The following is a 24,624-nucleotide window of genomic DNA, read 5'->3' as shown; positions in this document are numbered from 1 at the left end:
CGACTCAGCCGTTCGCGACCACGTCGATCCGCAGCGCTTCGCCGCCGTCGACGATCGCCAGCAGTCGATCGACGTTCGGGTGCGCGCCGGGGCGATTGCGAGCGTCGGCGGTATGTTCCGCGAACACGGCGAGGCCATGCTCGGCCGCCTTCGCGTCGAGCGTGCCGAACGCCTGCTTCAGATAGTTGTACACCGCGAGCGAGCCTTGCTTGCCCGGCTGGTTCTCGATGCTGGCGACCACGTCGCCGTTGGCGCCGACGAGATCGATGCGCGCGATGCCGTCGATGGCCGGCAGTTGCGCGAGGTTGTCCTTGAATACTTGGGTCGGTTGAATCACTGGAAACACTCCGTCGGTTCGGTCATGGGCCAATCAGCTTGGCCGGCCGTATCTTATCCGATGGCGTCGCGGGCCGTGCCGTGCAGCGTTGCGCGGCACGGCCCGACGGTCCGGTTCGTGTCGGCCCATGTCGGCCCGTGTCGGCGCGCATCGGCGTGAATTCATGTGACGATTGTTCGGGCGCGGCGGCGGGAGCGAATCTTGCACAACGTGTGATCATGAAATACCGTAGACGACGACAGTCGTGAACAAGGTCGAACTCCTGAATAAATATCGAAAGAGGCGAAGTGCGCAGTCGATGCGGGTGCAGCGCCCCGGGTCGCGCGCGCCGCACCCGCAGCGATTCATCACGAATAACCGGTCGAACACGCGAGGCCAGCGAAATCGAACCGGACCGTCGGGGGACACGGAGACTTGCGATGACACTCGCGGACGATGCGACCGTACTGGAGCGCTTTATTAATTGGGAGCGCGAGCGTCGCTACGACGCGTATCTGACACAGCCCGGACCCGGCGAGTCGGCCGTCGATTACACCTGGGGCGAGGTCGGCGACCAGGCGCGTCGCGCGGCCATGTATCTGCTGTCTCTGGGCTTGCCGAAGGGCAGCCGTATCGCGCTGCTGGGCCGCAACAGCGCGCACTGGATCATCGCGGATCTGGCCATCATGATGGCCGGCATGGTCAGCGTGCCGCTGTATCCGGCATTCAGCGCCGAGTCGGTGCGCTACGTGCTGAGGCACAGCGACGCGAGGCTGCTGCTGCTCGGCAAGCTCGACGGCATCAACGACAACTGGACGCACATTCGCGAGAGCCTGCCGCCCGATTTGCCGCAGGTGGCGCTGCCGTTGTCGCCGCGTCGGGACATCCTTCAATGGCGCGACATGCTGATCACGCATGCGCCGCTCGCCGACGTGCCGTTGCCGGCACTCGACGATCCGGTGACGATCATCTATACGTCGGGCACCACCGGGCAGCCGAAAGGCGTGGTGCTGTCGCACCGCAGTTTCGTGGGCGCGTATCTCGCGATGCTGCGCAGCGGACACTGGGATACGCGGCCCACCGCGCGCGGCTTTTCGTATCTGCCGCTTGCGCATGCGGCCGAGCGCGCGGCGGTCGAAGTCGCGTCGCTCGCGTTCGGCTATCGCGTGTTCTTCGCCGACTCGCTGGCGACGTTCGTCGACGATCTCAAGCGCGCGCGCCCGACCATCTTCTTCTCGGTGCCGCGGCTATGGACGAAGTTCCATCTCGGCGTCAACGACAAGATCCCGCCGGCCACGCAGCGCTGGCTGTTCGCGGTGCCGGTGCTCGGGCGGATCGTCAAGCGCAAGATCCTGCGCGAACTCGGTCTCGATCAGGTCCGTCTCGCGTTTACGTCGTCCGCGCCGCTGCCGGACAGCCTGATGCGCTGGTATCGCGATCTCGGCCTCGAACTGATCGACGTCTACGGAATGACCGAGAACTTCGCGATCTCGCATACCAATCTGCCGGGTTGCCCGCGCGTGGGTACCGTCGGCCGGCCGCAGGTCGGCGTGGCTGCCCGCATCGGCGCCGGCGGCGAGATCGAAGTGAAATGTCCGACCCAGATGCTGGGGTACTACAAGGACCCCGAGCTCACCGCGCGGCAGATGACGGCGGACGGCTATTTCCGGACCGGCGATTGCGGCGAAATCGACGCAGAGGGCTTTCTGCGGATCACGGGGCGCATCAAGGATGCGTTCAAGACGCTCAAGGGCGAATACGTCGCGCCCGCGCCCATCGAGCAATGGCTCGCGACGCATCCGCTGCTCGAGGCCGTGTGCGTCGCGGGTGCGGGGCTGGCCATGCCGTTCGCGCTGCTGATGCCATCGGCCGACACGCGCATCGCGATGGCGGCCGGCCGGCTCGACCGGGCGACGTTGACGCGCGAGTTCGCCGCGCTGCGCGAGCGCGTCAATGCCGACGCGTCCGCGCACGAGCGGCTGCAGTTCGTCGTCGTCGTCAATGACACATGGACGGCCGAGAATGCGTTGCTGACGCCGACGCTGAAGATCCGGCGCAGCGCGATCGAGGCGCGTTATGCGCCGCGTGCGGACGGATGGGCCGCGCTCGGGCAGCCGGTCGTCTGGGAAAGCTAGCGGTCGCGCACGCGATGATCCGGACTGCGATACACGCACCGGGACGGCACGCCGCGCCCGTCGATTGCTGGCCGACCGCCGCACTCATTCGACCGGCGCGGCGCGCGCTGGGTGGCCCGCACTCGCCGGCACTCACACGCACGTACGCACCCGCGTCGGCAACGGCATCTGCACAGGCACAGGCACCGGCACCGGCACAGGCACCCGCAGCATCGGCATCGCCCGCACTTTTCCGCTAGAGTAAGAAATCACCGGTCGCGCAAGCAGCCCGCACGGGTTGCGCCGCGGCCACTCCGCCATTGCATACGAGGGCCCGATGGACATTGAGCAACGCTACACCGCCAACGCACCGACACGTGCGGAAGTCGACGCACTGGCCGGTGCCACCGTCATCGAATTCGGCGCGAACTGGTGCGGCATCTGCGCGGCCGCGCAGCCGGCGATCGTCACGTCGTTGTCCGCGCATCCCGCCGTGCGCCATCTGAAGATCGAGGACGGCCCCGGCCGTCCGCTCGGCCGTTCGTTCGGCGTGAAGCTGTGGCCGACGCTGGTGTTCCTGCGCGACGGGGTGGAAGTCGCGCGCGTGGTGCGCCCGGCCAATGCGAAGCAGATCGAAGCCGACGGCTTCGCGGCGCTCGCCTGAGGTCGCGATCATGCAACAGGCCATCACGCACGTCGGCGTCGATACACGCGGCAGCGGCCTCGTCGAGTTCACGGCGCAGGTGCGGGCATTCGTCGACCAGCAGACGATCCGCACCGGCTTGCTGACCGTGTTCTGCCGCCATACGTCCGCGTCGCTGCTGATCCAGGAGAATGCCGATCCGTCGGTGCAGCGCGATCTCGAACGCTACTTCGCAACGCTCGCGCCCGAGGACGAGACGCGCTACGAGCACGACACCGAGGGCGCCGACGACATGCCCGCGCATCTGCGCACGGCGCTCACGCAGGTGCAGCTGTCGATCCCGGTCGAACATGGGCGCATGGTGCTCGGCACCTGGCAGGGCATCTACCTGTTCGAGCATCGTCGCGCGCCGCATCGGCGCGACATCGTGCTGCATCTGATCGGCGAGTAGGCGGGCGCAGAAGGGGGCGCAGAAGCGGGCGCGGCCGACGCCCCATGCGGCCATGCCCGCGTCGTTCAGGCGAACAGCTGCTCGACGAGCGCGCCGAGTTCGCTCAGGTGCACCGGCTTCGGCAGGAATGCGTCGAACACGCGCCGGTTCTGGCTCAGCGCGGCCGATTCGTATGCGCTGACGCCGAGCAGTGACGGGAGCCGCCCGTCGTCGTCCGGCTGCGCGACCGTCCGGATCCGCTGCGCGACTTCGAAGCCGCTCAGGTCCGGCAGTTCGAGATCGAGCACCACGAGATCGTAGTGTCCTTCGCCGAAGCGCGCGATGCCTTCGTGCCCGGTGCCGCACAGATCGGCGTCGACGCCCAGCGCGGACAGCATCGCGCCGAGCGTCTCGCGCGCGTTGTCGTTGTCGTCGACGACGAGCGCGCGCCGATTGCGATGCGTGGCGAGCGCGGCCCGTGCGGGCGCGTCGCCGGCCGTTTCGGCGGCGTCGGGCGCATCGGGCGTATCGGCGGGCAGCGTCACGACGAACTCGCTGCCTTCGCCGACGACACTGCGCACGTCCACATGCCCGCGCAGCGTCGTCACGATCTCGCGCACGACGGCGAGCCCCATGCCGATCCCGTCCACATGCAGGCCGACCGCGTCGTTCGCGCGATAGAACGGCTCGAAGATTTTCGGCAGATGCTGCTTCGCGATGCCGGCGCCGGTGTCGCGCACGACAAGCTTCAGTTGCCGCCCGGCCGGCGCATCGGCGAGCGCGATCGATACGTGGACCGTTCCGTCGACGGTGTACTTGACCGAATTCTCGATCAGGTTCGACAGCACCTGCCGCAACAGCTTGCGATCGGAGCGGATCGCGAGCTCATGCGGCGCGACTTGCTGCACGACCTCGATCCGCTTGGCCGCGATCTTCTTGCGCAGCGGGTCGAGTACCTCGGCGAGCAGCGACGCCATCACGACCGTTTCCGATTCGGCGAGGCGCTTGGTCGAGCGCAGCTTGATGTAGTCGGTCAGGTCCTTGACCAGCGCTTCGAGCGACGACGCGGAGTTCTGCAGCCGCCGGATCGTCTTCAGGTTCGCGTCGGACTGCGGCCGCGCGAGCAGGATCTCGATCGACCCGCAGATCGCCTGCAGCGGCGTGCGCAGTTCGTGACTGACCATCCCGAGGAACGCATTCTTCGCCTCGATCATCTCGAACGCGCGATCGGACGCCTTGCGTTCCGCGTCGAGCGCGGCGTCCTGCCGCTCGAGCAGGTCGTCGCGCGTACGCATCGTATAGAACAACAGCAGGAACAGCGCGCACAGGATCACGCCGAGAATGATGCCGAGCGCCAGTATCGCCTGCTGCTTCTCCTTCAGCTGATGGAACGTGAAGTCGCGCTGCGACATCTCGATCGCGCGGAAATAGTTCGCGAGGCCGTTGACCTTCGGCCAGTACCCGTTGACCTCGTCGATCACGCGCGGCGCATCGCGCGGTGCCGTCCGCAGCAGCGGCACGTCGTGCTTCAGGTGCGTCATGAATTTGCCGAGCACCGCGATTTCGTCGCGTGCCCGCGGGATCCGCAGCCAGTATTCGGACACCTCGGACGGCCGCTGCAGGAACCCGAACGACACCGACAGGCTGTCGAGCTGCATCTGCACGTGATCGAAGTCGTCGTCGACGTGCGTCGCGTAGAGAATCAGCTGGCGGTCGAAGCGCGTATAGACGTTCCGGTATTGCGCGGCGGTCCAGAACACGCCTTCGCGCGGCCCTTCGAGCACCCCCTCGTTGACCGATGTCGCGAGCAGGTCCGACAGCAGGAACGCCCACGCCGCGAATCCCGCGATCCACAGCGTTCCCAGAACCACGATGAGTTTGTGGTTCTTCCATCGTCCGCGCGTCAGCCTCATTTCGCGCGCTTACTTCACGGTCAGGCCGATGATCTGCCACGCGAACTTCGCTTCGCCGAGCGGCGTCTTCAGCTGGTCGGGATACTGGTCGCGCGGATACATGACCCACAGCGGCCCGTAGTTGTCGTTGTCGAGCACCTTGCCGTTCATCGTGCGCGCGAGGATCACGCCGTACTTGTCGGCGTCCGAGACCGGGATCGTGAACGTGTATTCGTCGATGCAGCGGAATTCGATCTCCGTGCCGTGCGCGTCGACCGTCTTCAGCACGTCGGACAGCCTCGGGCCGGTGAAGGTCGCCGTCGGCGTCCAGCTCGTCGACGTGACGATCTTGTGCTGCGGCAGCGCCATCAGCGCCTGCTCGGAAAAGACGAACGTCGCTTTGTCGGGCTGATTGCTGCGGCCGATGTTGCCGCTGACGGTGAACGTGAAGGATGCGGCCCAGCTCGCGGCGGCCATGCCGAGCAGGGCTGCCGCGGCCACGCTCTTCATCCACATCGTCGAAATGCGCATGTGTTTTCCTCGTAGGCGTAATGGTGGATTTTCGTCGGGGCGTCAGCTCGCCGCGGAGGCGGCCGGCAGCGCGATCTTCAGTTCGCGCGCCACTTCGGCGAACAGGATCGGCAGGCGCACGGGCTTTTCCTCGCAGCGCGCGTTGTAGTGCGACACGATGTGCGCGATCTCGTCCTCGCTCGCTTCGCCGGTCGAGATCTTGCCGGTGAGCAGGAAGATCGGCGCGCCGCCGTTCTCGCTCGAGCGGATGCCGCGCACGAGATCGCCGGCCGTCTGGTCGCCGAGCATCCAGTCGAGGATGTAGCCGTCGAAATCCTCGAACTCCAGCGCCTTGCGGAACGATGCGCCGTCATAGTACGGGATCGCGTTCACGCCTTTTTCGACGAAGTATTCGCACAGGGTTTCGGCGACGTCCTGCGAATCGTCGACCACCGCGATGCGCGCCGCATACACGTTCGGCTGGCTCGAGCGCAGCTCGACGACGTCGACCGGATACGTGCGGCCTTCGCGCGCGTGCTGGCGTTCGGTGACGATCCATTCGCCGTCCGACTGCAGCGCGACGAAATCCGTGTCGATCTGGCTGCTGGCCTTCGACGAGATCGCCGCGCGGCAGCGAAAGCGGCGCGACTCGATCACGAGCGTCGCGTCGATCATCTCGGCGGCGGCCGGCTGCGTGCCCTTGTCGTCGAGCAGGATCGCGGGCGGCACGCCGAAGTGCGTCGCGATGTCCTGCAACTGCGACAGGTTCCACGGGATCAGGCCTTTCATCTTGCGCGTGACGACCGAGAAACTCAGGCCGAGCACGTTCGCGATCGTCGTGTTGTGGCTGCGCGGCGGAATGCCGTTGCGCGTCAGCAGATCGCGCACCTTGGTGGCGGTAATGAGATCGACGTTGGCCTGCTCGCTATTGGACATCTTGATGGGGTCTCCCGGGTTTCAGCGACGAAGAGCATATTCAAAAGTGACGCGATACGCAAACTTTGAAATCGCAATTGACCTTGACATGCCATATTTCTCCATTATTATTGCTCACCACGTCACTATTGTTTGTCGCGTCAGGTTTGCGGACCGACGTCGACATCAGTCGGCCCAGCGAAAAGCGGCTGCAACGAAGTGATCGAGCGATACGAAGAGAGCCTGAGAGAGCCCTGGACTGCGTGTCGGCGTGGGCGAATTGTATTCGCCTCGCCGCACGCAAACCGGCTTCGAGACGCTCGTCAACAGCGAAGGCGCAAAGGGCTATCGCCATCCGGGTGACTTCTACCACGACCCGGCCAACGGCAGGATGCGCGCGATCTTCGTGAACGCCGGCCCGGCGCGGACGTGCACGTATCGACTGCATCGCCGCCGACAGACCGGCCGAGCTGCCTCAGCCAAGCCAACGGCGAAGGCGCGAACGCGCACCGCCACGACACCTGCGCGATCGGGAGCACCATTCGCGGAGTGCAGTCTTTCCGCTATCGTCGTGAGCAGCAATACTGCCTGCCCGGGCAGCGCCACATCTTGCATCCCGATGAAGTTCACGATGGCAAGGCCGCAACGGATCTTGGTTTTGCCTATCGCATTGCATACATCGACCCCTCGCTCATTCAGCGCGCATTGGGCGGTCAAGCGCTACCTTTTGCTCGCGTCCCCGTGGTCGGCATCTCTCGCTTGCCTGAGGAAATAATCAACAGGCTGATGAATATTGATGAGAAGTTCGACGAATTATCGAGCGCCGAATTTATTGTCGCCGTTGCCGATTTTCTTGGCGAAGCTTGCATAAGTGAGGCGACGCGCGCACGGCACTCAATCCACTCGCGCCGAGCCGAGCGTGGGCTGCTGGCGCAACGGCAATGGCAGCGCGCGGGCCGCTCCTGTCCTGACGCCGCCGCGCATGTCGAATCGGGTGCTCCGGCTGCATCGCCCCGTTCGTCGCTCCACCTTGTGCCCGGGGCATTTCGTTTCATGCGCGGCTGCGGCGCTCCGGCGAAGCGACTTGTCCGTTCGGACAGCCGCATGAGTCAAGATTTCGAGGCCAACGTTCGTTCGAGTTCAAAACAATAATTCAGACCAATCGGACATGTACTAAAAGGATAGTGCGTGCCTGATTTTCGCAGTGTCGTTTGGCATGATCGGATCTCACTATCCCGAGTGTTTCCATCGTGACGACCGTTCCGGCAGGGAATCTGCCGCATGTCCGTCCGCCGGGCGCCGTCACGCCGAGCCATGCCATACAGCACGCTTCAGTCCATTCGCCGCTACCAGAGCATCTCGATGTTCGGGGGCGGCATCGTCGTCACGATCCTGATCCTGATCGCCTGCGGGCTCGGGATCACGTCGATCGTCTACGGCTACCTGGACGGCGAGCGGCGCAATTTCCTGAACGGTGTCGAGGAAGCCGTCGACGAGGTGCAGATGGCCGAGACGTCGTTCCGGAACGGCGTCACGAATACGCAACTCATCTGGCGCGAGATCGGCCCGGCACCGGCGGACATCGTCAACACGTTCTTCGCCAACGGCCAGCAACTCGCGATCAAGCCGTATCCGTCGCTCGTGGTCGGCGTGCCGGGGCAAACCGCGCAGCGCGACGAGGTCGCGCGCTATCTCGCGCTGTCGTTCCTGCTGTCGCGCATCGGCGCGGCGAGTTCGATCAATCGCGGGCGCACGCTCGAGGGTTACCACTACAGCACGCGCACTGCGATGTTCGGTTTCGTCCCGCATCTGGCGCGCGACAATCCGGCGCTCGCGTCGGCCGAGGCGCGCGCGCATGTCCTCGCGGCGCTGCGCATCGAATTCGACGGCCCGCCGCCGAGCGACGGGCGGCCGAACGTCCGCTGGCTGCCGCCCTATATCAATCCCGTCACCGGGCAGGTGCGCATCCGCGTTGCCGCCGAGGCGCGCGCCGGCGGCGAGCCGTTCGCGGTGCTGGTTACCGAATACGCGCCTGAATATCTGCTGTCGTGGCTGGCCGGGCGGGCGCCGGTCGGCACGTTCTTCATCACGTCGGTGGACAACCGGCTGATCGCGATCGATCCCGACGTCGAGCGCACGAACGCGCTGACCGAGCGCTTGTTGAGTTTCGACATCGCGCACGACGGCCATCCGTCGGGCGAGCCGCTTTTCCGCGACGGCGCGATCGTATTCAGCAGCAAGCTCGCGGCAACCGGCTGGACGATCGCCTATGCGTTGTCGTGGGCCGACGTGATGGCCGGCATCGGCGTGCAGGCGGGCGCGCTCGCGGGCGCGACGTTCGTCGCGATCGTCGTGATGTGGCTGCTCCTCGTGTGCTTTCACCGGCGCGTGCTCGTGCCGGTCTACGCGCGCTCGGCCCGCGTGTTCGACAGCGAGGCGCTGTGCCGCAGCGTGATCGCGATGGCGCCGGTCGGCATCGGTCTCGTGTCGCTGTCCGACCGGCGCGTGATGCTCGCGAGCGACGCGCTGACGCAGATGCTCGTGCGGCACGGCGGCGATCCCGACGCGCTGTCCGCCCGGGTGCTCGAGAAGTACGACGCGTTCGTCGCCGACGGCGGGGCCGGCCGGGCGATGATGACCGAGCTCGTGCTCGACGCTCACGGCGAGGCGCCGCTGCATCTGGAGATCATCGCGCACAGCGCGCGTTACGAGGGAAAGGACGTGCTGATCGCGGTGTTCGCCGACATGAGCGCGCAGCGCCGCCTCGTTCACCAGCTCGAGGAAGCGGTGCGCGCGGCCGATTCGGCGAATGCCGTCAAATCGTCGTTTCTCGCCGCGACGAGCCACGAGATCCGCACGCCGCTGAATGTGATCCTCGGCAATCTCGAACTGCTCGAGCGCACGGCGCTCGATACATCGCAGCAAAGCCGCGTGCGGACGTTGCGCGCATCGGCCGAAGGGCTGCTCGCGATCGTCAGCGACATTCTCGATTTCTCGAAGATCGAAGCCGGCGCAATGTCGGTCGAGTCGATCGAGTTCGACGTGATCGCCGTGATCGAGCGCGAGCTCGCGGCATTCGCGCCGGTTGCCAAGGCGAAAGGGCTGCCGCTGTTCGCCGATATCGACGCGAGCGGCGCGCAGCGCATGCGCGGCGATCCGACCCGGCTCGCGCAGGTGGTCGGCAACCTGTTGAGCAACGCGATCAAGTTCACGAGCGAAGGGCGCATCGTCGCGCGCGTGGCGGTCGGGCGGAGCGCGCGCGGCGTGCCCGAGCTCACGATCGGCATCGAGGACACGGGTATCGGCATCGATCGCGCACAGCAGACGAGGCTTTTCAAGCCGTTCTCGCAGGTCGACGCGACGATCACGCGGCGCTACGGCGGCACGGGGCTCGGGCTCGCGCTGTGCGATCGGCTGGTCGAGGCCATGGGCGGGACAATTTCGGTCGACAGTGCGCCGCGCATCGGCAGCGTGTTTACGGTGCGCTTGCCGCTGGGCATGGGGATCGCACCGAAATCCCCGATCGCCACGGGCGCCATCGCTCGCACGCTGATCGTCGTGTCGGCGGAAGACGCGTGGCGTACGTTCGTTTTCCCGCATCTGCGCGCATGGGGTTTCGATGTCGCGATGCATCCGAGTCCGATCGGGATTGCCGCCGGGTGCCTCGCGCGTGCACACGCGATCGTGCTCGTCGGCGATACCGACCAATGGCGGCGCGAGGACCTCGACAGCCTTGGCGGCGCGACGCCGGTCGTGCTGGCGACGCCGGATGGTCCGCCGCAGCCGGACGTCGCGGGTCGCACGATTCGCGTGTCGAGCTATTCGCTGAACGGGCTGCGCACGGCGATCGAGCGGGCGCGTGTCGCAGTCGTTGCACCACGAAACCAGCCGGCCGGCGAAGTCGATGACGGTCGGGTTGAAGCGGCTTCCAGTGCGCGTGTGCCGCGCGTGCTGCTCGCCGACGATGCGTCCGTCAACGGCTCGATCTTCCGCGAGCAACTGGATGTGCTCGGGTGCATGGTTCGATGCGTGTCGTCCGGCGGTGCCGCGCTCGACACGCTCGCGACCGGCGCGTGGGACGTGCTGCTGCTCGGCGCCGACCTGCCCGACATGTCGGCCCGTGAACTGGCGGAAGCCGTCCATGCGCGCGCGCTGCCGTGCGACATGATCGTCGTGGCGTCGCATCTGGCGCCCGACGATTCCCGGCGTTACGCGGCATCGAACGTCGAATGCGTGCTGACGAAGCCGGTGACGCTGGCCGACCTGCGCCGGGGGCTCGCACGCATCGCGCGGCGGCGCGGGGTCGCGTTTCCCGCGGGGGCGGCGGTCGAGCGGCCGGTGTCGAGCGTGACGGCGGCCGCAATGGCCGCAACGGCCCATTGGCCGGGACGATAGGGAAGTGACGTCACGGCGGCCCAGATCGTCGGCGTCGGAACAGGGAAGGCAGACACGCCGCATCGTTCCGGTGTCGCGTGATTTCGACTGAAGAAGGAAGGGTAAGGCCGTGCGCTATATGGGAAAGGTGTTCGGGCTGCTGCTTGGATTCGCGACGTTGCCGGAGAAATCCAGACGGGATTTTCTGATGAAACTGAATGAATTCATGATGATGTCGCCGTCGCAGAAGCGGCGGGTCATCATCGAGTGGCAGCACGCCGCGGATGACGGGTCAGGTGAACCGGACAAATCCGTGGTCAAACGTTAGGCAGCGGCTTCGGCCACCTGCAGGACGGGACGGGTCGACGGCGTGGCGGCGCCGCCGATCGGAGGCGCGTGGGCGGCAGATCGCCGAGGGTTCGGGCCACAGCGTCGGGTGGATCGCATCGATTGGCGAGACGGCGGTTGCGCCGGATGGCAGCGGGCGCAGAGGGTCACATCCGATTATGTCGCCGCAGCGTCCGCCTATTATCTTAAAATTACGCTGCGCACCGCTCGGTTCGCCGAACGTCGCAACGCAACCGTGTTGCGGCGGACTGGATTCGAATCGGGCGCGTCGCACAACATGGCACGTCGGGCCGCGTGTACCGGGAGAATAATAGAGATGGATGAATTTGTTGTGCGAGTGATGGTGGCGGATGATCATCCTTCGTCCGCACTCGGGATGTCGCAGGCACTCGCGGGTAGCAGCACGATCAAGCTCCTCGGTACCGTCTCGAACTCGACCGACCTTGTGGCGATGCTCGACGAGCAGCAGAGCGACGTGCTCGTCGTCGACTACGTGATGCCCGGCGGCAAGTACGGCGACGGTCTTGCGTTGCTGTCGTTCCTGCAGCGTCGCTACCCTGCGCTTCACCTCGTGACGATCACGATGATCGACAACCCGAACGTGCTGCTCGCGATCCAGAAGCAGGGTGTCGGGTGCATCCTGAGCAAGTCCGACGCGATTTCGCATCTGGTCGGCGCGGTGCATGCGGCCTTCGTCGGCGCGAATTATCTTTCTCCGTTCGTCAAGAAGCTGCTGGAGAGCTGCCGGCCGTCGACAGGGACCCGCACGCTGACCGCCCGCGAGATCGAAGTCGTGCGGCTTTACGGGGCCGGCCTGACGGTCGGCGAGATCGCCGTCCACCTGCATCGCAGCAAGCAGACGATCAGTTCGCAGAAATCGAGCGCGATGAAGAAGCTCAGCATCGTCCGCGATGCCGACCTGATCCGCTATGCGAGCGAGGGCCAGTTGCCCGAATTTCCCGAAGCCGATGCGTAGGCGGGCGCTCGGCGGACCCTACCGGGCGAACCGGACAGCGCCTCGCGCCGTGCCGGCGCCGAGGCGACTTCGACGACACGTATGCCCACCAAACTGAAAACACTGATCGCGCATGCCACTGCGGGGGGGCGCAAACCGTTCGAACCGGGGCGGGTTCGGCGCCAGCAGCAATGGTTGCTGTACGGGAGCGGCGTGGCGATCACGGTGTTCGTGCTGGTTTGCGCGGCGTTGGCCGTGCGGCTCGACCTGGCGGAGTCTCTGGTCCGGTATCGCGCCGAGTTTCTGGTCCGCAAGGCCGACGTGCTGGCCGAGATGGAGGTGATCCGGGCGCTCCAGAACCGCTATGTCGAAAACTTCGAGCTGATGGCCCGGCACGGGCCGGTCGCCGCGCTGGGGGCGCTCGGGCGGCACGCCGACGCTCACGGCAGGCTGGCCGTTCTCGGCCGGGCGGGACGCGTCGCCGTGGCGGCGTTCGCGGTCGATCCGTCGTCCCGGCCAACGGGCGCTTACGCGCCCTTTCTCGCGGCGTTTCTCGAGCAGGTGGACATCACGGGCGTCATGCCGGCACGACAGCCGCGCGATCCGGGAATGGGCGGCTATCTGATCGATCCGGACGGCAACTTCGTCATCGTGACCGGGTATCCGTTGGTGAAGCCGACGCGCGCCCTGCCGGCGGGCTTCGACGTGCGGGCGCTGATTCGGCAGCTGCAGCCGCCTGCCGAATTCGTGTCGGCGGCGGCGGCGCCCGACAACCGGAAGATTTTCCTGGACCGGCGGTACGATCCGCTGCTCGGGCGATCCGTGCTGAGGTTCGCGCAATCGGTGCGGGATGCGCACGGCAAGCCGATCGCATGGTACGTGATCGTGAGCCGTCCGGAGGTCGACAGCCTTCTGCATGCGTCGCCGGACGGCGAGGATTATGCGCTGGTCGATGCGGACGCGCAGGTCCTCCTCGGCCAGCAGGTCGCACCGGCGCTGACGGCCCGCGCGCTCGACTACGCGCGGGCGGACGGCGGCGAGCGCGCGGCGGCGCACCGGGTCGGCACGAGCATCGTCATCGGCGACCGGATGCCGGGGTTCCGCGAGGTGTTGACCGCGACGTTCTCGTGGCGCCGCGTGATCGGCGACATGGTCGCCCATCTGGGCATCGCGATCGGCCTCGCGCTGCTGGCGATCGGCACCGTCTGGTGCGCGATCGTCATATTCGATCAGCGTGCGCTGCGTCCGGCGAACCGCCGCGCGATTCGGCTGATCGAAAGCGAGGCGCTCAACCGGACGTTGATCCGCACCGCGCCGGCCGGGCTCATGCTGCTGTCGCTCGCGAACGGCGAGACGATGGTGCGCAACGAGGCCGCGCAGGGTTACGAGCGCGCGGTCGCGGGGGCGCCGCTCGGCAGGCGGGTCTGGCAAGCGTATCGCGACAGCCGCCAGGCCGGGCGCACGCGGGGGGTAGTCACGCACGAGTTGTCGGTCGATCTGCCGGAATCGGGCACGACCTATCTCGCCGCGCATATCGTGCGCACCCGCTATCGCGGCGTCGACGTGCTGCTCTGCACGCTGACCGACATCACCGCGCGCAAGCAGGTCGAGCACACGCTGCGCGAGGCGCGCGAAGCCGCGGACGATGCGAACCGGGCCAAGTCGACGTTCCTTGCGACGATGAGCCACGAGATCCGCACGCCGCTGAACGCGATCGTCGGCAATCTCGAACTGATGGCGCGTGCGCAGTTGCCGGCCGACGAGCGTCGCCGGCTGCAGACGGTCATGTCGTCGTCGGATGCGTTGCTGCACGCGATCAACGACGTGCTCGACCTGTCGAAGGCGGAATCCAACCAGATGGTGCTGGAAGCGATTCCGTTCGATTTGCGCGCCGTGCTGCGCGACGTCGCGGCGATCTTTCGCCCGCTCGCCGACGCGAAGCAGCTCGCGCTCGAATGCCGGCTCGCGCCGGGGATGGCCGACGGGTACGTCGGCGATCCGGCCCGCTTGCGCCAGATCGTGTCGAATCTGGTCGGCAACGCGATCAAATTCACCGAGCACGGCAGCGTGACGGTCGACGCGCGCCCGGCTGGCCCGCCGGGCGCCATGCGCGGCGTCGAGATCGCGGTGAGCGACACCGGGATGGGCATTCCGCCGGAAGGGCTGCCGACGTTGTTCGACGTGTATGTGCAGACCGATCCGTCGATCTATCGGCGTTTCGGCGGCACGGGGCTGGGGCTGCCGCTGTGCGCACGCCTCGTGCGCTTGATGCACGGCACGCTGGCGGTCGACAGCATGCCGGGCGCGGGCACGACGTTCGTCGCGACGCTGCCGCTGCCGGACGCGCCGTCCGGATGGCGCGTCGTGTTCGACGACCTGCCGGCCGAGGTGCCGGCGCAGCCGATGCGGGCGGCCGACGGTGCGTTGTTGCGCGTGCTCGTCGCGGAAGATCATCCGGCGAGCCGCGCGCTGCTGCGAGATCAACTCGATGCGTTGCAGTACGACGCGACGCTGGTTGCGAACGGCATCGAGGCGATGCGCGCGTTTTTCGCGCAGCCGTTCGACGTGGTGCTGACCGATCTCGGCATGCCGGAGCTCGACGGGTTCGCGCTTGCCAATTTCCTGCGCGAGCAGCGCGCGAACGTGCCGGTCATCGCGATGACCGCGCATGTGACCGACGAGGACCGGCGACGCTGCGCGGAGGTGGGCGCGGTGGAGGTGGTGCTCAAGCCGCTGTCGATCGCGGCGCTCGACGCGGTGCTGCGGCGGCACGGGCTGCGCGGCGAGTCGGCCCGTGCGCATCGGGACGACTCCGATGACCGGTCGCTGCCGGCGATGACGGACGAGATGCGCGAAAAGCTGCGCGGTGCGACGCTGCACTCGCTGGCGACGATCGAGGCGGCACTGTCGAACGGGGAGGCCGAGCCGGTCCGGATCGAACTGCATTCGATGCGCGGCGGCTTCGCGCTGGCGGGCGACGTGGCGGCGCGCGACGCGTGCGCGGATCTGGAGCGTATCGCGCACGACGGCGACCGCAACGCGCTTCACGCGGGCTGGCCCGGTTTCCGGGCGTGCATCGAGCAGGCGCTCGTACGGTTGGCGTAGTCCGACGTGTGGCGGCGGCCGCATCGGCGAGATGGCGCTCCCGCTGTGCATCGCGCGGCAGCGGGTCGAACGTCGCAACCCGAGGGCAGCCCGCCGGGATGGCAGGCGCGCGGACAACGCGAACCGGACGGGGGTACGCCGGTTTGTCCGGACGCGTTCCCGGTTACTGATAGCTCATCGTGAACGTGGCGACGGCATCGGCCGTGCCTGCCTTCAGCGCCGCGCCATTCACCACGTAGCGGGCCGATAGCGGGATGGTGACGTTCTGGTTCCCCGTCTCGGTGACGAACCACTGGTTCGGGTTGCCGGTTGCGCTCGAATCGGGTCCGAGCGACACGGGCGTCGACTGGTTCATGATCTGCACGCCGACCCCCTCGGCCGCGGAGCCGGGCGCCAGCCCGAGAATGGTGCTGCGATTGCCTGCATTGGTGCCGTCCGTCAGCGTGATGAACATGCGTGTCGTCGCCCCTTGCGTGCCGCCGGAGCATTGCAGGTTGATGTCGAAGGGCTTGTCGGCGGATTGGCCGTCGCGGTTCAGCGTGGACATCGGAACCTTGCCGAGCGGAACGGAGATCTTCGGCGTCATCACCTTGCAACCCGGCACCAGCGGCTTGATCGCGACCGCGCCGCCGAGCCGCACGAGAACGGCGACTTGCCCGTGATTGACCAGCGAGATCTTGCCGATGTCCCCGGTTAGTGTGCCGGCGGCCGTAATTGGACCGGTTTTGACGATCTCGACGACGAAGGTGTAGGTCGGCAGGAACGTGAAGCCATCCGCTCCCGAGAGGTCGGACACAAGCGGATTCCACCAGAGGGAGCTGCCTGCGTAAAATTGACCTACGCGAAGCCCGATACCGGCAATGCTGGTGGCATAGGTGTTGAAGCGGGCGTCTATCGGCCCGATCCCGGCCGATTCCATCTTGCCGATTTTGTTGGGATTGGTGCAACTGCCGATATTCGTGGTCACATCCTGCATCGGGGATTGCGCCCTGGCGAGAATCGTTCCGTCCGGCACCGTTGGATCGAAGCTGGGCAGCGCGCCGAAATTCACCGTGTAAACGGAAGTCTGTACTTCGCCGACATATTGTCTGCTGATCTTGCATGCCGCCTGGGCCGACGTGCTGGCTGTGAGTAGGGCCAGCAGCATGGCGCAGTGACCGACGACGTGACGCGATCGGTTCCCGGTGAGCGTTCGCATGAAGGAAAACATCGGATCTGATCCTCTCTGGTTTCTGTAATGGGGTGTCGGAACGTCGGTCGCCCTGCGTTCGGCTCGCATTGAACGGCCGATCCGCGCAACGAACGGGCGCTGCGGCGATGTGCCGGCAGCATCGATCCGCCGCCGTGACGATCAGCGGCCGGCCATGCGGCAGATCATGTCGACCCGCTCGTACATGAGCGACTTGTTCTGCTGCGGCAGCGTGTAATCGCCTTCGCAGGCGCTGTCGCCCCACTTGATCGACAGGCGCCCCTGGTCCTTCACGCCGAACACGAGGACGCGCGACGCGTTGTCGACCATGCCGAGCACCTTGCCGTCCTGGTCGTACGCCGTCGCGCCGAGCGGGACTTTGGCGCCGTCCGCGGTCGACACGGCGAACTGGATGCGTCGGCCCGTTTCGGCGCTGAAGCGCGTCTTGACGATCGCGCCGCGCGTCGGCACGACCAGCTTGGCGTTCTCGACGATTTCCGTATTGCCGCCGAGGCTCTCGGTATCGACGTTGAGCCAGTTGTAGCGATACGGTTGCATGTAAGGCAGTACCGCGTAGCCGCGCCAGTCGGTGCTGATGGTCGACGACGCATCGAAACGCGCGCCCTTCACGCCCGCCACCTCGGCGATCGTGAACGTCTCGCCGACCGGCTGACCGAACGTGATGCCGCCGCTGTGCGCGACGATCGAGCCGGTCGCGTTGACGTCCACATGCCGGCCGTGGCCGGTCTGGCTGTAGTTGGTCGCCAGCTTGACCGTCGACGTGTCCCAGCCGAGCCCGATGCCGCCCGACGTGCCGTTGTCCTTCTGGTAGTCGGCCTGCACCGAGTAGTTGACGCGGTTCTGCTCGTCCAGGAATCCCGACACGCCGGCTTGTGCGCTCACGTCGCCTCGCATCGATGCGACGACGTTCGAGTACGCGCGATGCGCGCGCATGCTGTTGCCGAACGGCATGCTGACCATCGCCGAGACCTGAGTGTCGGCCTTGCCGAACGGTCCGGTGTTCTGCGTGCGGGCGAGCGCGACGCTGTAGCTGACGCTTTTCACCGCGCCGCTGTAGCCGAGCTGGTAGTTGCGGCTCGTGCCGCCGCGGTTCCAGTAGCTCGTCTCGCTGATGCTTGCGTAAACGGAGCCGCGCTGGCCGAGCGACTGATTGATGTTCAGGTCGACGCGGCTCTTCTGGCGTCGCAGCCCGTCGTTGCGCAGCTTGTCGAGATCGTCGACGTGCTGGCCCAGCGTGCGGTAGCCGTCGGTCGAATAGCGATAGCCGACCATCGTGAACGTGGTGTCGGTGGCCGTCAGCGTTTTCGAGTACAGGAACCGGAAACTCTGCCCGCTCGCCTTGCGGCCGGTCGCGTTCGACTGGCTGTGCGTGATGTCGAACGACAGTCCGCCGAACCGCGAGTTGAAGCCGACGCCGAGCGCGATCGCCGCGTAGTTCTGCGCACCGATCAGGCCGCCGTAGCCGGTGAAGTTGTCGGACAAGCCGTATACCAGCGTGCCCTGCGCGAAAGTCGGGCGCGCGTCGCCGTAACCGCGGTACTGGCCGGCGGCGAACGCATAGCGCATCGCGCCGCGCCGGATCATCACGGGCAGGAACGAATAGGGTTGCGTGTAACGGCGCACGCTGCCGTCGGATTCGGTGATCGTGACGTCGAGGTCGCCGTTCGAGCCGCTCGGATAGATGTCCTTCAGCTCGAACGCGCCCGGCGTCACGTTCGTCGAATAGATCACGTAGCCGTTCTGGCGCACTTCGACGACCGCGTTGCTCTGCGCGATGCCGCGCACGACCGGCGCGTAGCCGACTGCGTCGTCGGGCAGCATGCCCGTGTCGGAATTGACCTGCGCGCCGAGGAAACGGACGCTCTCGAAGATCTCGCCGTTCGAGAACAGCTCGCCCGCCGACAGCGTCCCGTGAATGCCGCGCAGGTCGCGCTCGACGTACGTGCGGTTCGACGTGAATTTCGAGGCGGTGCCGCGCTGCCCGTTCAGCGACGAATCGTTGCGCAGCCGCCAGCCGCCGAGGTTCAGGCCGCTGCGCAAGCCGAGGTAGTAGTAGTTGCTGTTGTACCCGGAATCGGCATCGTGACTGAAGTTCGCCTGGTAGTTGGTGAACGCGGCGGTCACGCCGTCGTTCCACTGCGACGGATCGACGTAGCCGCGCGAGTGGCCCGGCACATAGACCTGCGGCATGCGCACGGCGAGCGACAGCGCGGCGACGTCGAAGTCGACCGATGCGCCGTCGATCCGGCCCTGCAGGTCGATCGGCGCGTCGTCCGGCAGATCGGCGGCGACTTTTTGCTCGCGCACGAGCCGCGCCACGTCGACGCCGAGCGCCTTGAGCAGCCCGAGCGTGATCACGGGGCGAATCTCGCCGGCGTCGTTCGCGGCGAAGGCGATCGATTTGCGCATCGGCAGCCGCTGGTTCAGCGAGACGTCGACGTCGTAGATGCCCGGCGGAACGGCGCTGCCTTGTTCGAGATACTTGAGTGCGACGGGGGCGTCGCCCTTCTTGAGGAACAGTTCGTTGAATTCCGCCGCCGGCGCGAGGGCGGGCGTGACCAGGCTTCCGAGGGCCACCAGGCAGCATGTTCCTTGCAAAGCCGCTGCACGCAAGTCGGTTTTCTTTTCGTTGGTGTCCATGCCTTGATCACGTGCGTCGGCCTGTATCCAGAAACGCCCGTCCTTTAAAAATTATGTAATGCGAATTGAATCGAAAGATGCCATGCGCCAACCTCGTTCATGCCGCCGGTCAGTTCGAGACTGCCGCCTGGTGGGCGTCGACTGCGCCGTAGTCGTTGATCGACTCGAAATCGACGGTCGCGCCTGGCGCGAGCGAATGCGTGGAAACCTGCCTGACGGCGAGCCGGTGTGTCGACTTCGGCGGAATCGTCGCCGTGTCGACCGGGTGAGACTGGGCGCCTGCGTGAAGCGTCGCCTTGGCGAGCGACACGTAATACGGGCTGTTGTTGGTCACCTCGAGCCCGGGCTTGCCGTCCGTACCGCGCCAGCGCCACTGGAGTTGCGCGGGTGCGTCGACGGGCTTTCCTTCGAGACCGGCCGGCCGATAGAACAGCTTGATGCGCTGGCGGACCGCGATCTGCAGCGTGTTGGCTTCCTTGGCCTTCTGCGGAATTTCCTGGACGCTCAGCCAGAACATGGATTCGCGATCGGCGGGCAAGCCCTGGCCCGCATAGAAAATGCGCAGGGTCTGCTGCCTTTGCGCATCGAGACGGCTCAGCGACGGCGTGATCGCGAATGGCGGATCGATGGTCGTGTCGTCGGTATCCAGCCATGACTGGATCATCACGTCGTCCGCCGACGGGTTCCGGACGAGCAACGACGCTTCCTTGCTTTGCGCCGTATACACGACCCGCGTCGCGCTGAGCGAGATGCCGGCGACCGACGCGCCGGAGTAAGGCAATAGCGAGCTGGCCGCGACCAGCGCGGCAATGAGTGATCGTTTCATGATGACCCTGGAAGAAGTGAGGGGCGACGGGACGGAGCTGCGTCGCGTCGCCCGAGGGGGATTTACTCGTAGGTCAGCGTGAACGGCAGCGTGCCGTTCGCCGTGCCGGCCTTGACCGTTTCGCCGTTCGCGACATAGCCGGCGCGCATGGCCAGTTCGGCCGTGTAGACCGGGGCCTCATCCGTGCCGCTCTTCACCAGCGGCGCGTCGAACGTTTCGTTCGCCGCGAGATCCAGGAGCTGGTTGTCGGTGTTGTACAGGCCGATGCCGACGCCTTCCGCGCCGCCCACGGTCTTCAGCAGCTTGTTGTTCTTGCCGTCGAGGCCCGAGCCCGACAGCGGGTCGAACTTCAGCTTGACGGTGCTCAGGCCCGTGCCGGTGTCGCCGCAGTTGACGTTCAGGTTGATTTGCGTGCCTGCCGCGATGCCGCTACCTGCCTTGCCGCCGAGCGCGTCGGCACTGACCTTGCCGAGGTTGACCGCGACGGTCTGGTCGCCCTTGGAGCCGCCGACGGTCGCGCCGGCACCGCCGGTGAGCGAGCAGGACGCCGTCGTGATTTCGCCGGTGAAATTGATGGTGCCGTCGGCCGCCATGGCGGAGTGGGCGAAAGCGAACGATGCGGCGGCTGCGGCGAGTGCGATGAGGGATTTGTTGAAGTTCAAGATGGCTCCGGTTCAAAACGTGATTGAGAAGGAAATTAACTCTTTCAAGAGTTGCAACAATGGTAGCGGTTGAGTTGCATTTGTCTCAATTGGATTGGTACGAAAGGGGGCGGTATTTTGCTAGTACAAGTACTAAATTTTTTTGGGGTAATCCGGGGATGCATGCCTGACAAGGCGTGCTGCTAAAAGAGTGTAATTTTTGCTGGCTGTTTATTTTTCGGATTTTTCAAAATGCCGAAACCAAATATAGGACTTTTTCTTATTCCATATGCATTTGATTAAATGCTCGCTGAATTTCCCCGGTCTCCCGCAATCGTGAAATGGAATACCCCGGAAAAACCGGGATGCGGAAAGCGTGGCGTCGTTCGGTTTCGGCGGCGGTACGCGTTCCGGCAATCCGCGTGTCGCCTTCAGGTGCGGCCGTGACAATTGCCGCCGCCACGGATTTCGCGTTTCAGATGCTCGACCGGCCGGATGGTCGGCGTTTCCGGGCAGTGCGGCGATTTCTTGATTTCTTGTTTTCTCTCCGACGCTCAAACCTGACGTGTGGCGTCATCTTGGATGTGAATCAATTATCAGCTGTCCGGGCCTTGAAGGCTAAATGTAAAAATCGTACTCGTACTAACTGTTTCCAGAGGTGTATTTAGAAAATGTCCTATCGTTTTCAGAAAAAGATTCTGGGAGAATTTCGTCAGTGGAATGAACTTCCACAAATTGATGTTGGTTTTAATTTAATTTAAAGGAATATTCCGATGAATCTCAGCAAAATCGTTCTGGCACTCGGCGCAAGCGCAGCACTGTTCGGCATGGCGCATACGGTCCAGGCTGAACCGGTCTCGAAGAAGATCACGCTGACCGCGCAAATCAACGACGGCATTTTCGTTTCGAAGCCGGACGGGGCGACTTGGTACGGCACCGAAGAACTGGAAGCCACCGACTACTCGCAGACGAAGTTCGAGCGGTCGCTGCCGGTCCGCGTCTGGACGAAGGGTGCCGACTTCAACGTGTCGCTGGCCCAACCGCTGAAGATGGCGAACGGCAAGTACGAGATGAAGAACGCAGCGGTCACGCTGTCGAGCGCGGCGGGCGATTCGGAGGTCAAGTACGGCGCGCAACAGAAGATCACGCAGACGGTCTCCGGCAACGGTGGCTTTGACGAAGTTCACAATCTGAAGATCAAGGTCGATGCGCCGGCGCAGGTGGGTAACGCAAGCACCAACGGCAGCTACAGCGGCGATCTCGTCATGGTGTTCGAGCCGGCCGCAGCAGGCGGCAATCCGTAAGCCGTAGTCGGTATCCATGCCGGAACCCCGTCGATACGGGGTTCCTTCTCCCGCCGTGCCGAGAGTCAAGCAGGCGCGCTCGTCATTCAATCGTCTCCAAAGAATAAATAGCGTGTCCGCCGATCAAATTCCGTTCCGTTTCAACAAGCTTTGGCTCGGTGCGTTCATTTTTGTTTCAACGAACTCATTCGCAGAGCTAAAGGTTTCGTATGGTGTGCCGGACGGATTCAGTGCGGCAGAGATGGACGACAGCGCGAGCTATGTCGCGACCTTCAACGGGCGGACCCTGCCGGGATTCGTCAGCTATTCGGTCGATCAAGGGGCGCTCACGTTCGACGAAGAGAAGTATCGGGAAAACGGTATTCCGGCACAAGACGTCGAGACACTGAAGCACGTCATCGAGCAACTGGATTACAAGCGTTGCAGCAAGGGCTGCGACATCGAGATCGATGGCCATCACGTGACCGTCGACAAGCTCCGGCGGTCGATTTCGATCCGCGATTCGGGCGACGACTACGTCGCGCCGCAGACGGGCCTGGGCATCGTCAGCAATCAGGCGCTGGATCTGCGCGCGGCCTCCGATGGATATCGGGCGGTGAACGTCAACGGCAATGCATGGGTCGGCTTGCCGGCGCAGAGCTTCGGTTACGTGAACTGGTATGTGAACGACATGCACTCCCGCCAGTATTCCAGCGGCACGCGCGGCGTATCGTCGTATTACCTGCAGAAGAATTTTTCGAATACGTACGTCCGCGCGGGCAAGCAGAACAGCGTCGACTATTCGTCGGGCGCCGTCAGCACGCTGCTTTCGCCGAGCTTCGACCAGTTCGTGACGGTCGGCAGCCAGTCGCATTTGAAGGTCGCGGGCAACGCGGGCTCGCTGATCCTGTATGCAACCGTGGACGGCAATTACGAGTTCTACCGGAACGGGCGGCTGATTACGAAGCGCCCGGCGGCAATCGGCCGGAACGAAATCAGCTTCGCCGATCTTCCGGGTGGCTACTACACGATGGAAGTGCGTCTCGTCGACCGGAACGGCAACATCGTCACCACCGAGCGGCGCGAGATCAACAACCTGAATTTCGGCGCGGCAGGCGGCAATTCGTGGCACGTGACGGCCGGCAAGAACATGTACGACGGCGGCGGCTACCTGGTCGAAGCCGCGCTGAGCCGGAACCTGCAGCAGTTCTACCTGAACGCATCGATGCTGGCCGGCCGCGGCGGCAAGTGGGCCGGGGAAGTGAACGTGACGCGGCCGTCGCAGGTCGCCGGCGTCGACATCATGCCGACACTGGGCATCCTGAGCGGCGAGCGCAGCACGGGCGGCTACGTGAATCTCGGCCTCGAGCACGAGATGCTCGGCATGCTGTCTGTCAGCCGTTACCAGAACACGAACGTGTCGCGTTTTTATGAAGGGCAGCCGAGCACGGCCGTGTCGTACAGCCGGAACATTCGCAAGGCGATCTTCAGCTACAACTACCAGAAGTCGAACTTCGGTCAATCCCATCAGACCGAGGTGCGCTGGAACTATCGTCCGAACGGACTGTGGGCCACGTTTGCGCTGGGCGTGCAGAAAGGCGGCTTCCAGCGCGGCAGCAACGGCTACGGTGTGTATTTCAACATGACGATGACGCTGGACAAGGTGCAGGGGAGCTTCGCCGCCGCGCACTCCGGCGGGCAGACGCAATTGAGCGCCGATGTCCGGAAGGATTTCCTGGACGGCTTCGGCACGTCGACGATCGGGATGAACGCCAACCGGATGGGCAACGATTATTCGATCAACGCGTACGGCTCGCGTTCGGGCTCGCGCGGCGATGCGTCGCTGAATGTCGGGCATTCGAGCATCGCGACCAACGTCGATTTCAACTACCGCGGCATGGCGGCCGCCAGCAAGGACGGGATCGCGTTCGGGCGCTACAGCCCGAGCGGCAGTGCGATGCTGCTGCGCACGCCCGATATCGACGGCCTGGCCTACGGCTTCAACGTCGAAGGCAGCCCCGTCGCGGGCAACAGCACGTATGCGGTGCCGCTGAATGCGTACAGCGATGTGCCGTTCGCACGTGTGATGAGCAACAGCCAGAACCTCGACATGAACATCGAAGTGCCGGCGAACATCGTCCGCGCGCATCCGGGGCAGGTGTATTCGGCCAAGGCCCGCGTCGACATCAGCATGATCTACAGCGGCTTCCTGCAGGATGCGGAAGGGAAGCCGGTCAGCGGAAAGATCGTTGAAACCGGTGACACCGCTCATCCGAACGGGTTGTTCTCGATCGTGAGCAAGAAGATGTTGTCGACCATCACGGTCGAGCATGACGGCGAGCGCTATAGCTGCGATCTGAGGAAGCCGGAAGGAAACTATTACAGCTGCAATTGACCGGGCGGTCGATTATCGAAGAGACAA

At 65.1% G+C, this 24,624-nt stretch carries 18 protein-coding genes; 10 read left to right on the top strand and 8 right to left on the bottom strand.

What is annotated here, in order from left to right; genetic code table 11:
* Window positions 1-4 precede the first annotated feature (4 nt).
* Entirely contained in the window at window positions 5-337 is a 333-nt protein-coding gene (locus O1Q03_RS04375; RefSeq protein WP_269501812.1) for a DUF2322 family protein, read from the bottom strand.
* Between the two features lie 419 nt (window positions 338-756).
* On the opposite strand from O1Q03_RS04375, the gene O1Q03_RS04370 reads away from it, so the two are divergent.
* The 3 genes from O1Q03_RS04370 (at window position 757) to O1Q03_RS04360 (ending at window position 3,524) form a co-directional block, all read left to right on the top strand.
* The gene (locus O1Q03_RS04370; protein WP_269501811.1) at window positions 757-2,451 is read left to right on the top strand and encodes an AMP-binding protein; all 1,695 of its coding nucleotides are present in this window, start codon (window positions 757-759) and stop codon (window positions 2,449-2,451) included.
* 316 nt (window positions 2,452-2,767) lie between these two features.
* Entirely contained in the window at window positions 2,768-3,094 is a 327-nt protein-coding gene (locus O1Q03_RS04365) for a thioredoxin family protein (protein ID WP_269501810.1), read from the top strand.
* A 10-nt stretch (window positions 3,095-3,104) separates the two neighbouring features.
* Window positions 3,105-3,524, top strand: a complete 420-nt coding sequence (locus tag O1Q03_RS04360) for a secondary thiamine-phosphate synthase enzyme YjbQ (RefSeq protein WP_269501809.1) — start codon at window positions 3,105-3,107, stop codon at window positions 3,522-3,524.
* A 65-nt stretch (window positions 3,525-3,589) separates the two neighbouring features.
* Here O1Q03_RS04360 and atsR read toward each other — a convergent pair whose 3' ends face one another.
* From atsR to O1Q03_RS04345, 3 genes are read right to left on the bottom strand one after another with little or no spacing between them, the layout of a single operon-like run.
* Window positions 3,590-5,410: a hybrid sensor histidine kinase/response regulator AtsR gene (gene atsR / locus O1Q03_RS04355; RefSeq protein ID WP_269502052.1), complete on the bottom strand. Its 1,821-nt coding sequence runs from the start codon at window positions 5,408-5,410 to the stop codon at window positions 3,590-3,592.
* 15 nt (window positions 5,411-5,425) lie between these two features.
* Window positions 5,426-5,926, bottom strand: a complete 501-nt coding sequence (locus O1Q03_RS04350; RefSeq protein ID WP_269501807.1) for a molybdopterin-dependent oxidoreductase — start codon at window positions 5,924-5,926, stop codon at window positions 5,426-5,428.
* Window positions 5,927-5,968: 42 nt separating this feature from the next.
* A complete protein-coding gene (locus tag O1Q03_RS04345) occupies window positions 5,969-6,841 on the bottom strand; it encodes a helix-turn-helix domain-containing protein (RefSeq protein ID WP_269501806.1) in 873 nt (290 codons plus the stop codon).
* 408 nt (window positions 6,842-7,249) lie between these two features.
* On the opposite strand from O1Q03_RS04345, the gene O1Q03_RS04340 reads away from it, so the two are divergent.
* From O1Q03_RS04340 to O1Q03_RS04320, 5 genes are all read left to right on the top strand, one after another.
* Window positions 7,250-7,972, top strand: a complete 723-nt coding sequence (locus tag O1Q03_RS04340) for an AraC family ligand binding domain-containing protein (RefSeq protein ID WP_269501805.1) — start codon at window positions 7,250-7,252, stop codon at window positions 7,970-7,972.
* Between the two features lie 162 nt (window positions 7,973-8,134).
* Window positions 8,135-11,215, top strand: a complete 3,081-nt coding sequence (locus O1Q03_RS04335) for an ATP-binding protein (RefSeq protein WP_269501804.1) — start codon at window positions 8,135-8,137, stop codon at window positions 11,213-11,215.
* A gap of 118 nt (window positions 11,216-11,333) precedes the next feature.
* Window positions 11,334-11,522, top strand: coding sequence for a hypothetical protein (locus O1Q03_RS04330; RefSeq protein ID WP_269502051.1), 189 nt, complete (start codon window positions 11,334-11,336; stop codon window positions 11,520-11,522).
* Window positions 11,523-11,858: 336 nt separating this feature from the next.
* Complete coding sequence (locus O1Q03_RS04325; RefSeq protein ID WP_269501803.1) at window positions 11,859-12,518, top strand: response regulator; 660 nt, start codon at window positions 11,859-11,861, stop codon at window positions 12,516-12,518.
* Between the two features lie 81 nt (window positions 12,519-12,599).
* Window positions 12,600-15,602: a hybrid sensor histidine kinase/response regulator gene (locus tag O1Q03_RS04320; RefSeq protein WP_269501802.1), complete on the top strand. Its 3,003-nt coding sequence runs from the start codon at window positions 12,600-12,602 to the stop codon at window positions 15,600-15,602.
* Between the two features lie 163 nt (window positions 15,603-15,765).
* Here O1Q03_RS04320 and O1Q03_RS04315 read toward each other — a convergent pair whose 3' ends face one another.
* The 4 genes from O1Q03_RS04315 to O1Q03_RS04300 form a co-directional block, all read right to left on the bottom strand.
* Window positions 15,766-16,812 (bottom strand): fimbrial protein, encoded by a 1,047-nt coding sequence (locus O1Q03_RS04315; RefSeq protein ID WP_269501801.1) that lies wholly within the window; start codon window positions 16,810-16,812, stop codon window positions 15,766-15,768.
* 141 nt (window positions 16,813-16,953) lie between these two features.
* A complete protein-coding gene (locus O1Q03_RS04310) occupies window positions 16,954-19,389 on the bottom strand; it encodes a fimbria/pilus outer membrane usher protein (RefSeq protein WP_269501800.1) in 2,436 nt (811 codons plus the stop codon).
* Between the two features lie 172 nt (window positions 19,390-19,561).
* Window positions 19,562-20,278: a fimbrial biogenesis chaperone gene (locus O1Q03_RS04305; RefSeq protein ID WP_269501799.1), complete on the bottom strand. Its 717-nt coding sequence runs from the start codon at window positions 20,276-20,278 to the stop codon at window positions 19,562-19,564.
* Between the two features lie 62 nt (window positions 20,279-20,340).
* Window positions 20,341-20,940, bottom strand: a complete 600-nt coding sequence (locus O1Q03_RS04300) for a fimbrial protein (protein ID WP_269501798.1) — start codon at window positions 20,938-20,940, stop codon at window positions 20,341-20,343.
* 752 nt (window positions 20,941-21,692) lie between these two features.
* Here O1Q03_RS04300 and O1Q03_RS04295 point away from each other — a divergent pair.
* Both O1Q03_RS04295 and O1Q03_RS04290 read left to right on the top strand, forming a co-directional pair.
* Window positions 21,693-22,223 (top strand): CS1 type fimbrial major subunit, encoded by a 531-nt coding sequence (locus O1Q03_RS04295; RefSeq protein WP_269501797.1) that lies wholly within the window; start codon window positions 21,693-21,695, stop codon window positions 22,221-22,223.
* 241 nt (window positions 22,224-22,464) lie between these two features.
* Entirely contained in the window at window positions 22,465-24,597 is a 2,133-nt protein-coding gene (locus O1Q03_RS04290; protein ID WP_269501796.1) for a TcfC E-set like domain-containing protein, read from the top strand.
* The last annotated feature ends 27 nt before the right edge of the window (window positions 24,598-24,624 follow it).

It is taken from the genome of Burkholderia sp. IMCC1007 (assembly GCF_027257875.1).
Classification (GTDB): Bacteria; Pseudomonadota; Gammaproteobacteria; order Burkholderiales; family Burkholderiaceae; genus Burkholderia.
This window is presented reverse-complemented; position numbering and strand designations above follow the sequence as displayed.

Bases quoted from the DNA above. Each gene is read 5' to 3' on its own strand.
- O1Q03_RS04350 (WP_269501807.1), bottom strand. From the start codon at position 5,926: ATGCGCATTTCGACGATGTGGATGAAGAGCGTGGCCGCGGCAGCCCTG.
- O1Q03_RS04365 (WP_269501810.1), top strand. From the start codon at position 2,768: ATGGACATTGAGCAACGCTACACCGCCAACGCACCGACACGTGCGGAA.
- O1Q03_RS04335 (WP_269501804.1), top strand. From the start codon at position 8,135: ATGCCATACAGCACGCTTCAGTCCATTCGCCGCTACCAGAGCATCTCG.
- O1Q03_RS04305 (WP_269501799.1), bottom strand. From the start codon at position 20,278: ATGAAACGATCACTCATTGCCGCGCTGGTCGCGGCCAGCTCGCTATTG.
- O1Q03_RS04370 (WP_269501811.1), top strand. From the start codon at position 757: ATGACACTCGCGGACGATGCGACCGTACTGGAGCGCTTTATTAATTGG.
- O1Q03_RS04325 (WP_269501803.1), top strand. From the start codon at position 11,859: ATGGATGAATTTGTTGTGCGAGTGATGGTGGCGGATGATCATCCTTCG.
- O1Q03_RS04295 (WP_269501797.1), top strand. From the start codon at position 21,693: ATGAATCTCAGCAAAATCGTTCTGGCACTCGGCGCAAGCGCAGCACTG.
- O1Q03_RS04320 (WP_269501802.1), top strand. From the start codon at position 12,600: ATGCCCACCAAACTGAAAACACTGATCGCGCATGCCACTGCGGGGGGG.
- O1Q03_RS04290 (WP_269501796.1), top strand. From the start codon at position 22,465: ATGGACGACAGCGCGAGCTATGTCGCGACCTTCAACGGGCGGACCCTG.
- O1Q03_RS04330 (WP_269502051.1), top strand. From the start codon at position 11,334: ATGGGAAAGGTGTTCGGGCTGCTGCTTGGATTCGCGACGTTGCCGGAG.
- O1Q03_RS04315 (WP_269501801.1), bottom strand. From the start codon at position 16,812: ATGTTTTCCTTCATGCGAACGCTCACCGGGAACCGATCGCGTCACGTC.
- O1Q03_RS04345 (WP_269501806.1), bottom strand. From the start codon at position 6,841: ATGTCCAATAGCGAGCAGGCCAACGTCGATCTCATTACCGCCACCAAG.
- O1Q03_RS04360 (WP_269501809.1), top strand. From the start codon at position 3,105: ATGCAACAGGCCATCACGCACGTCGGCGTCGATACACGCGGCAGCGGC.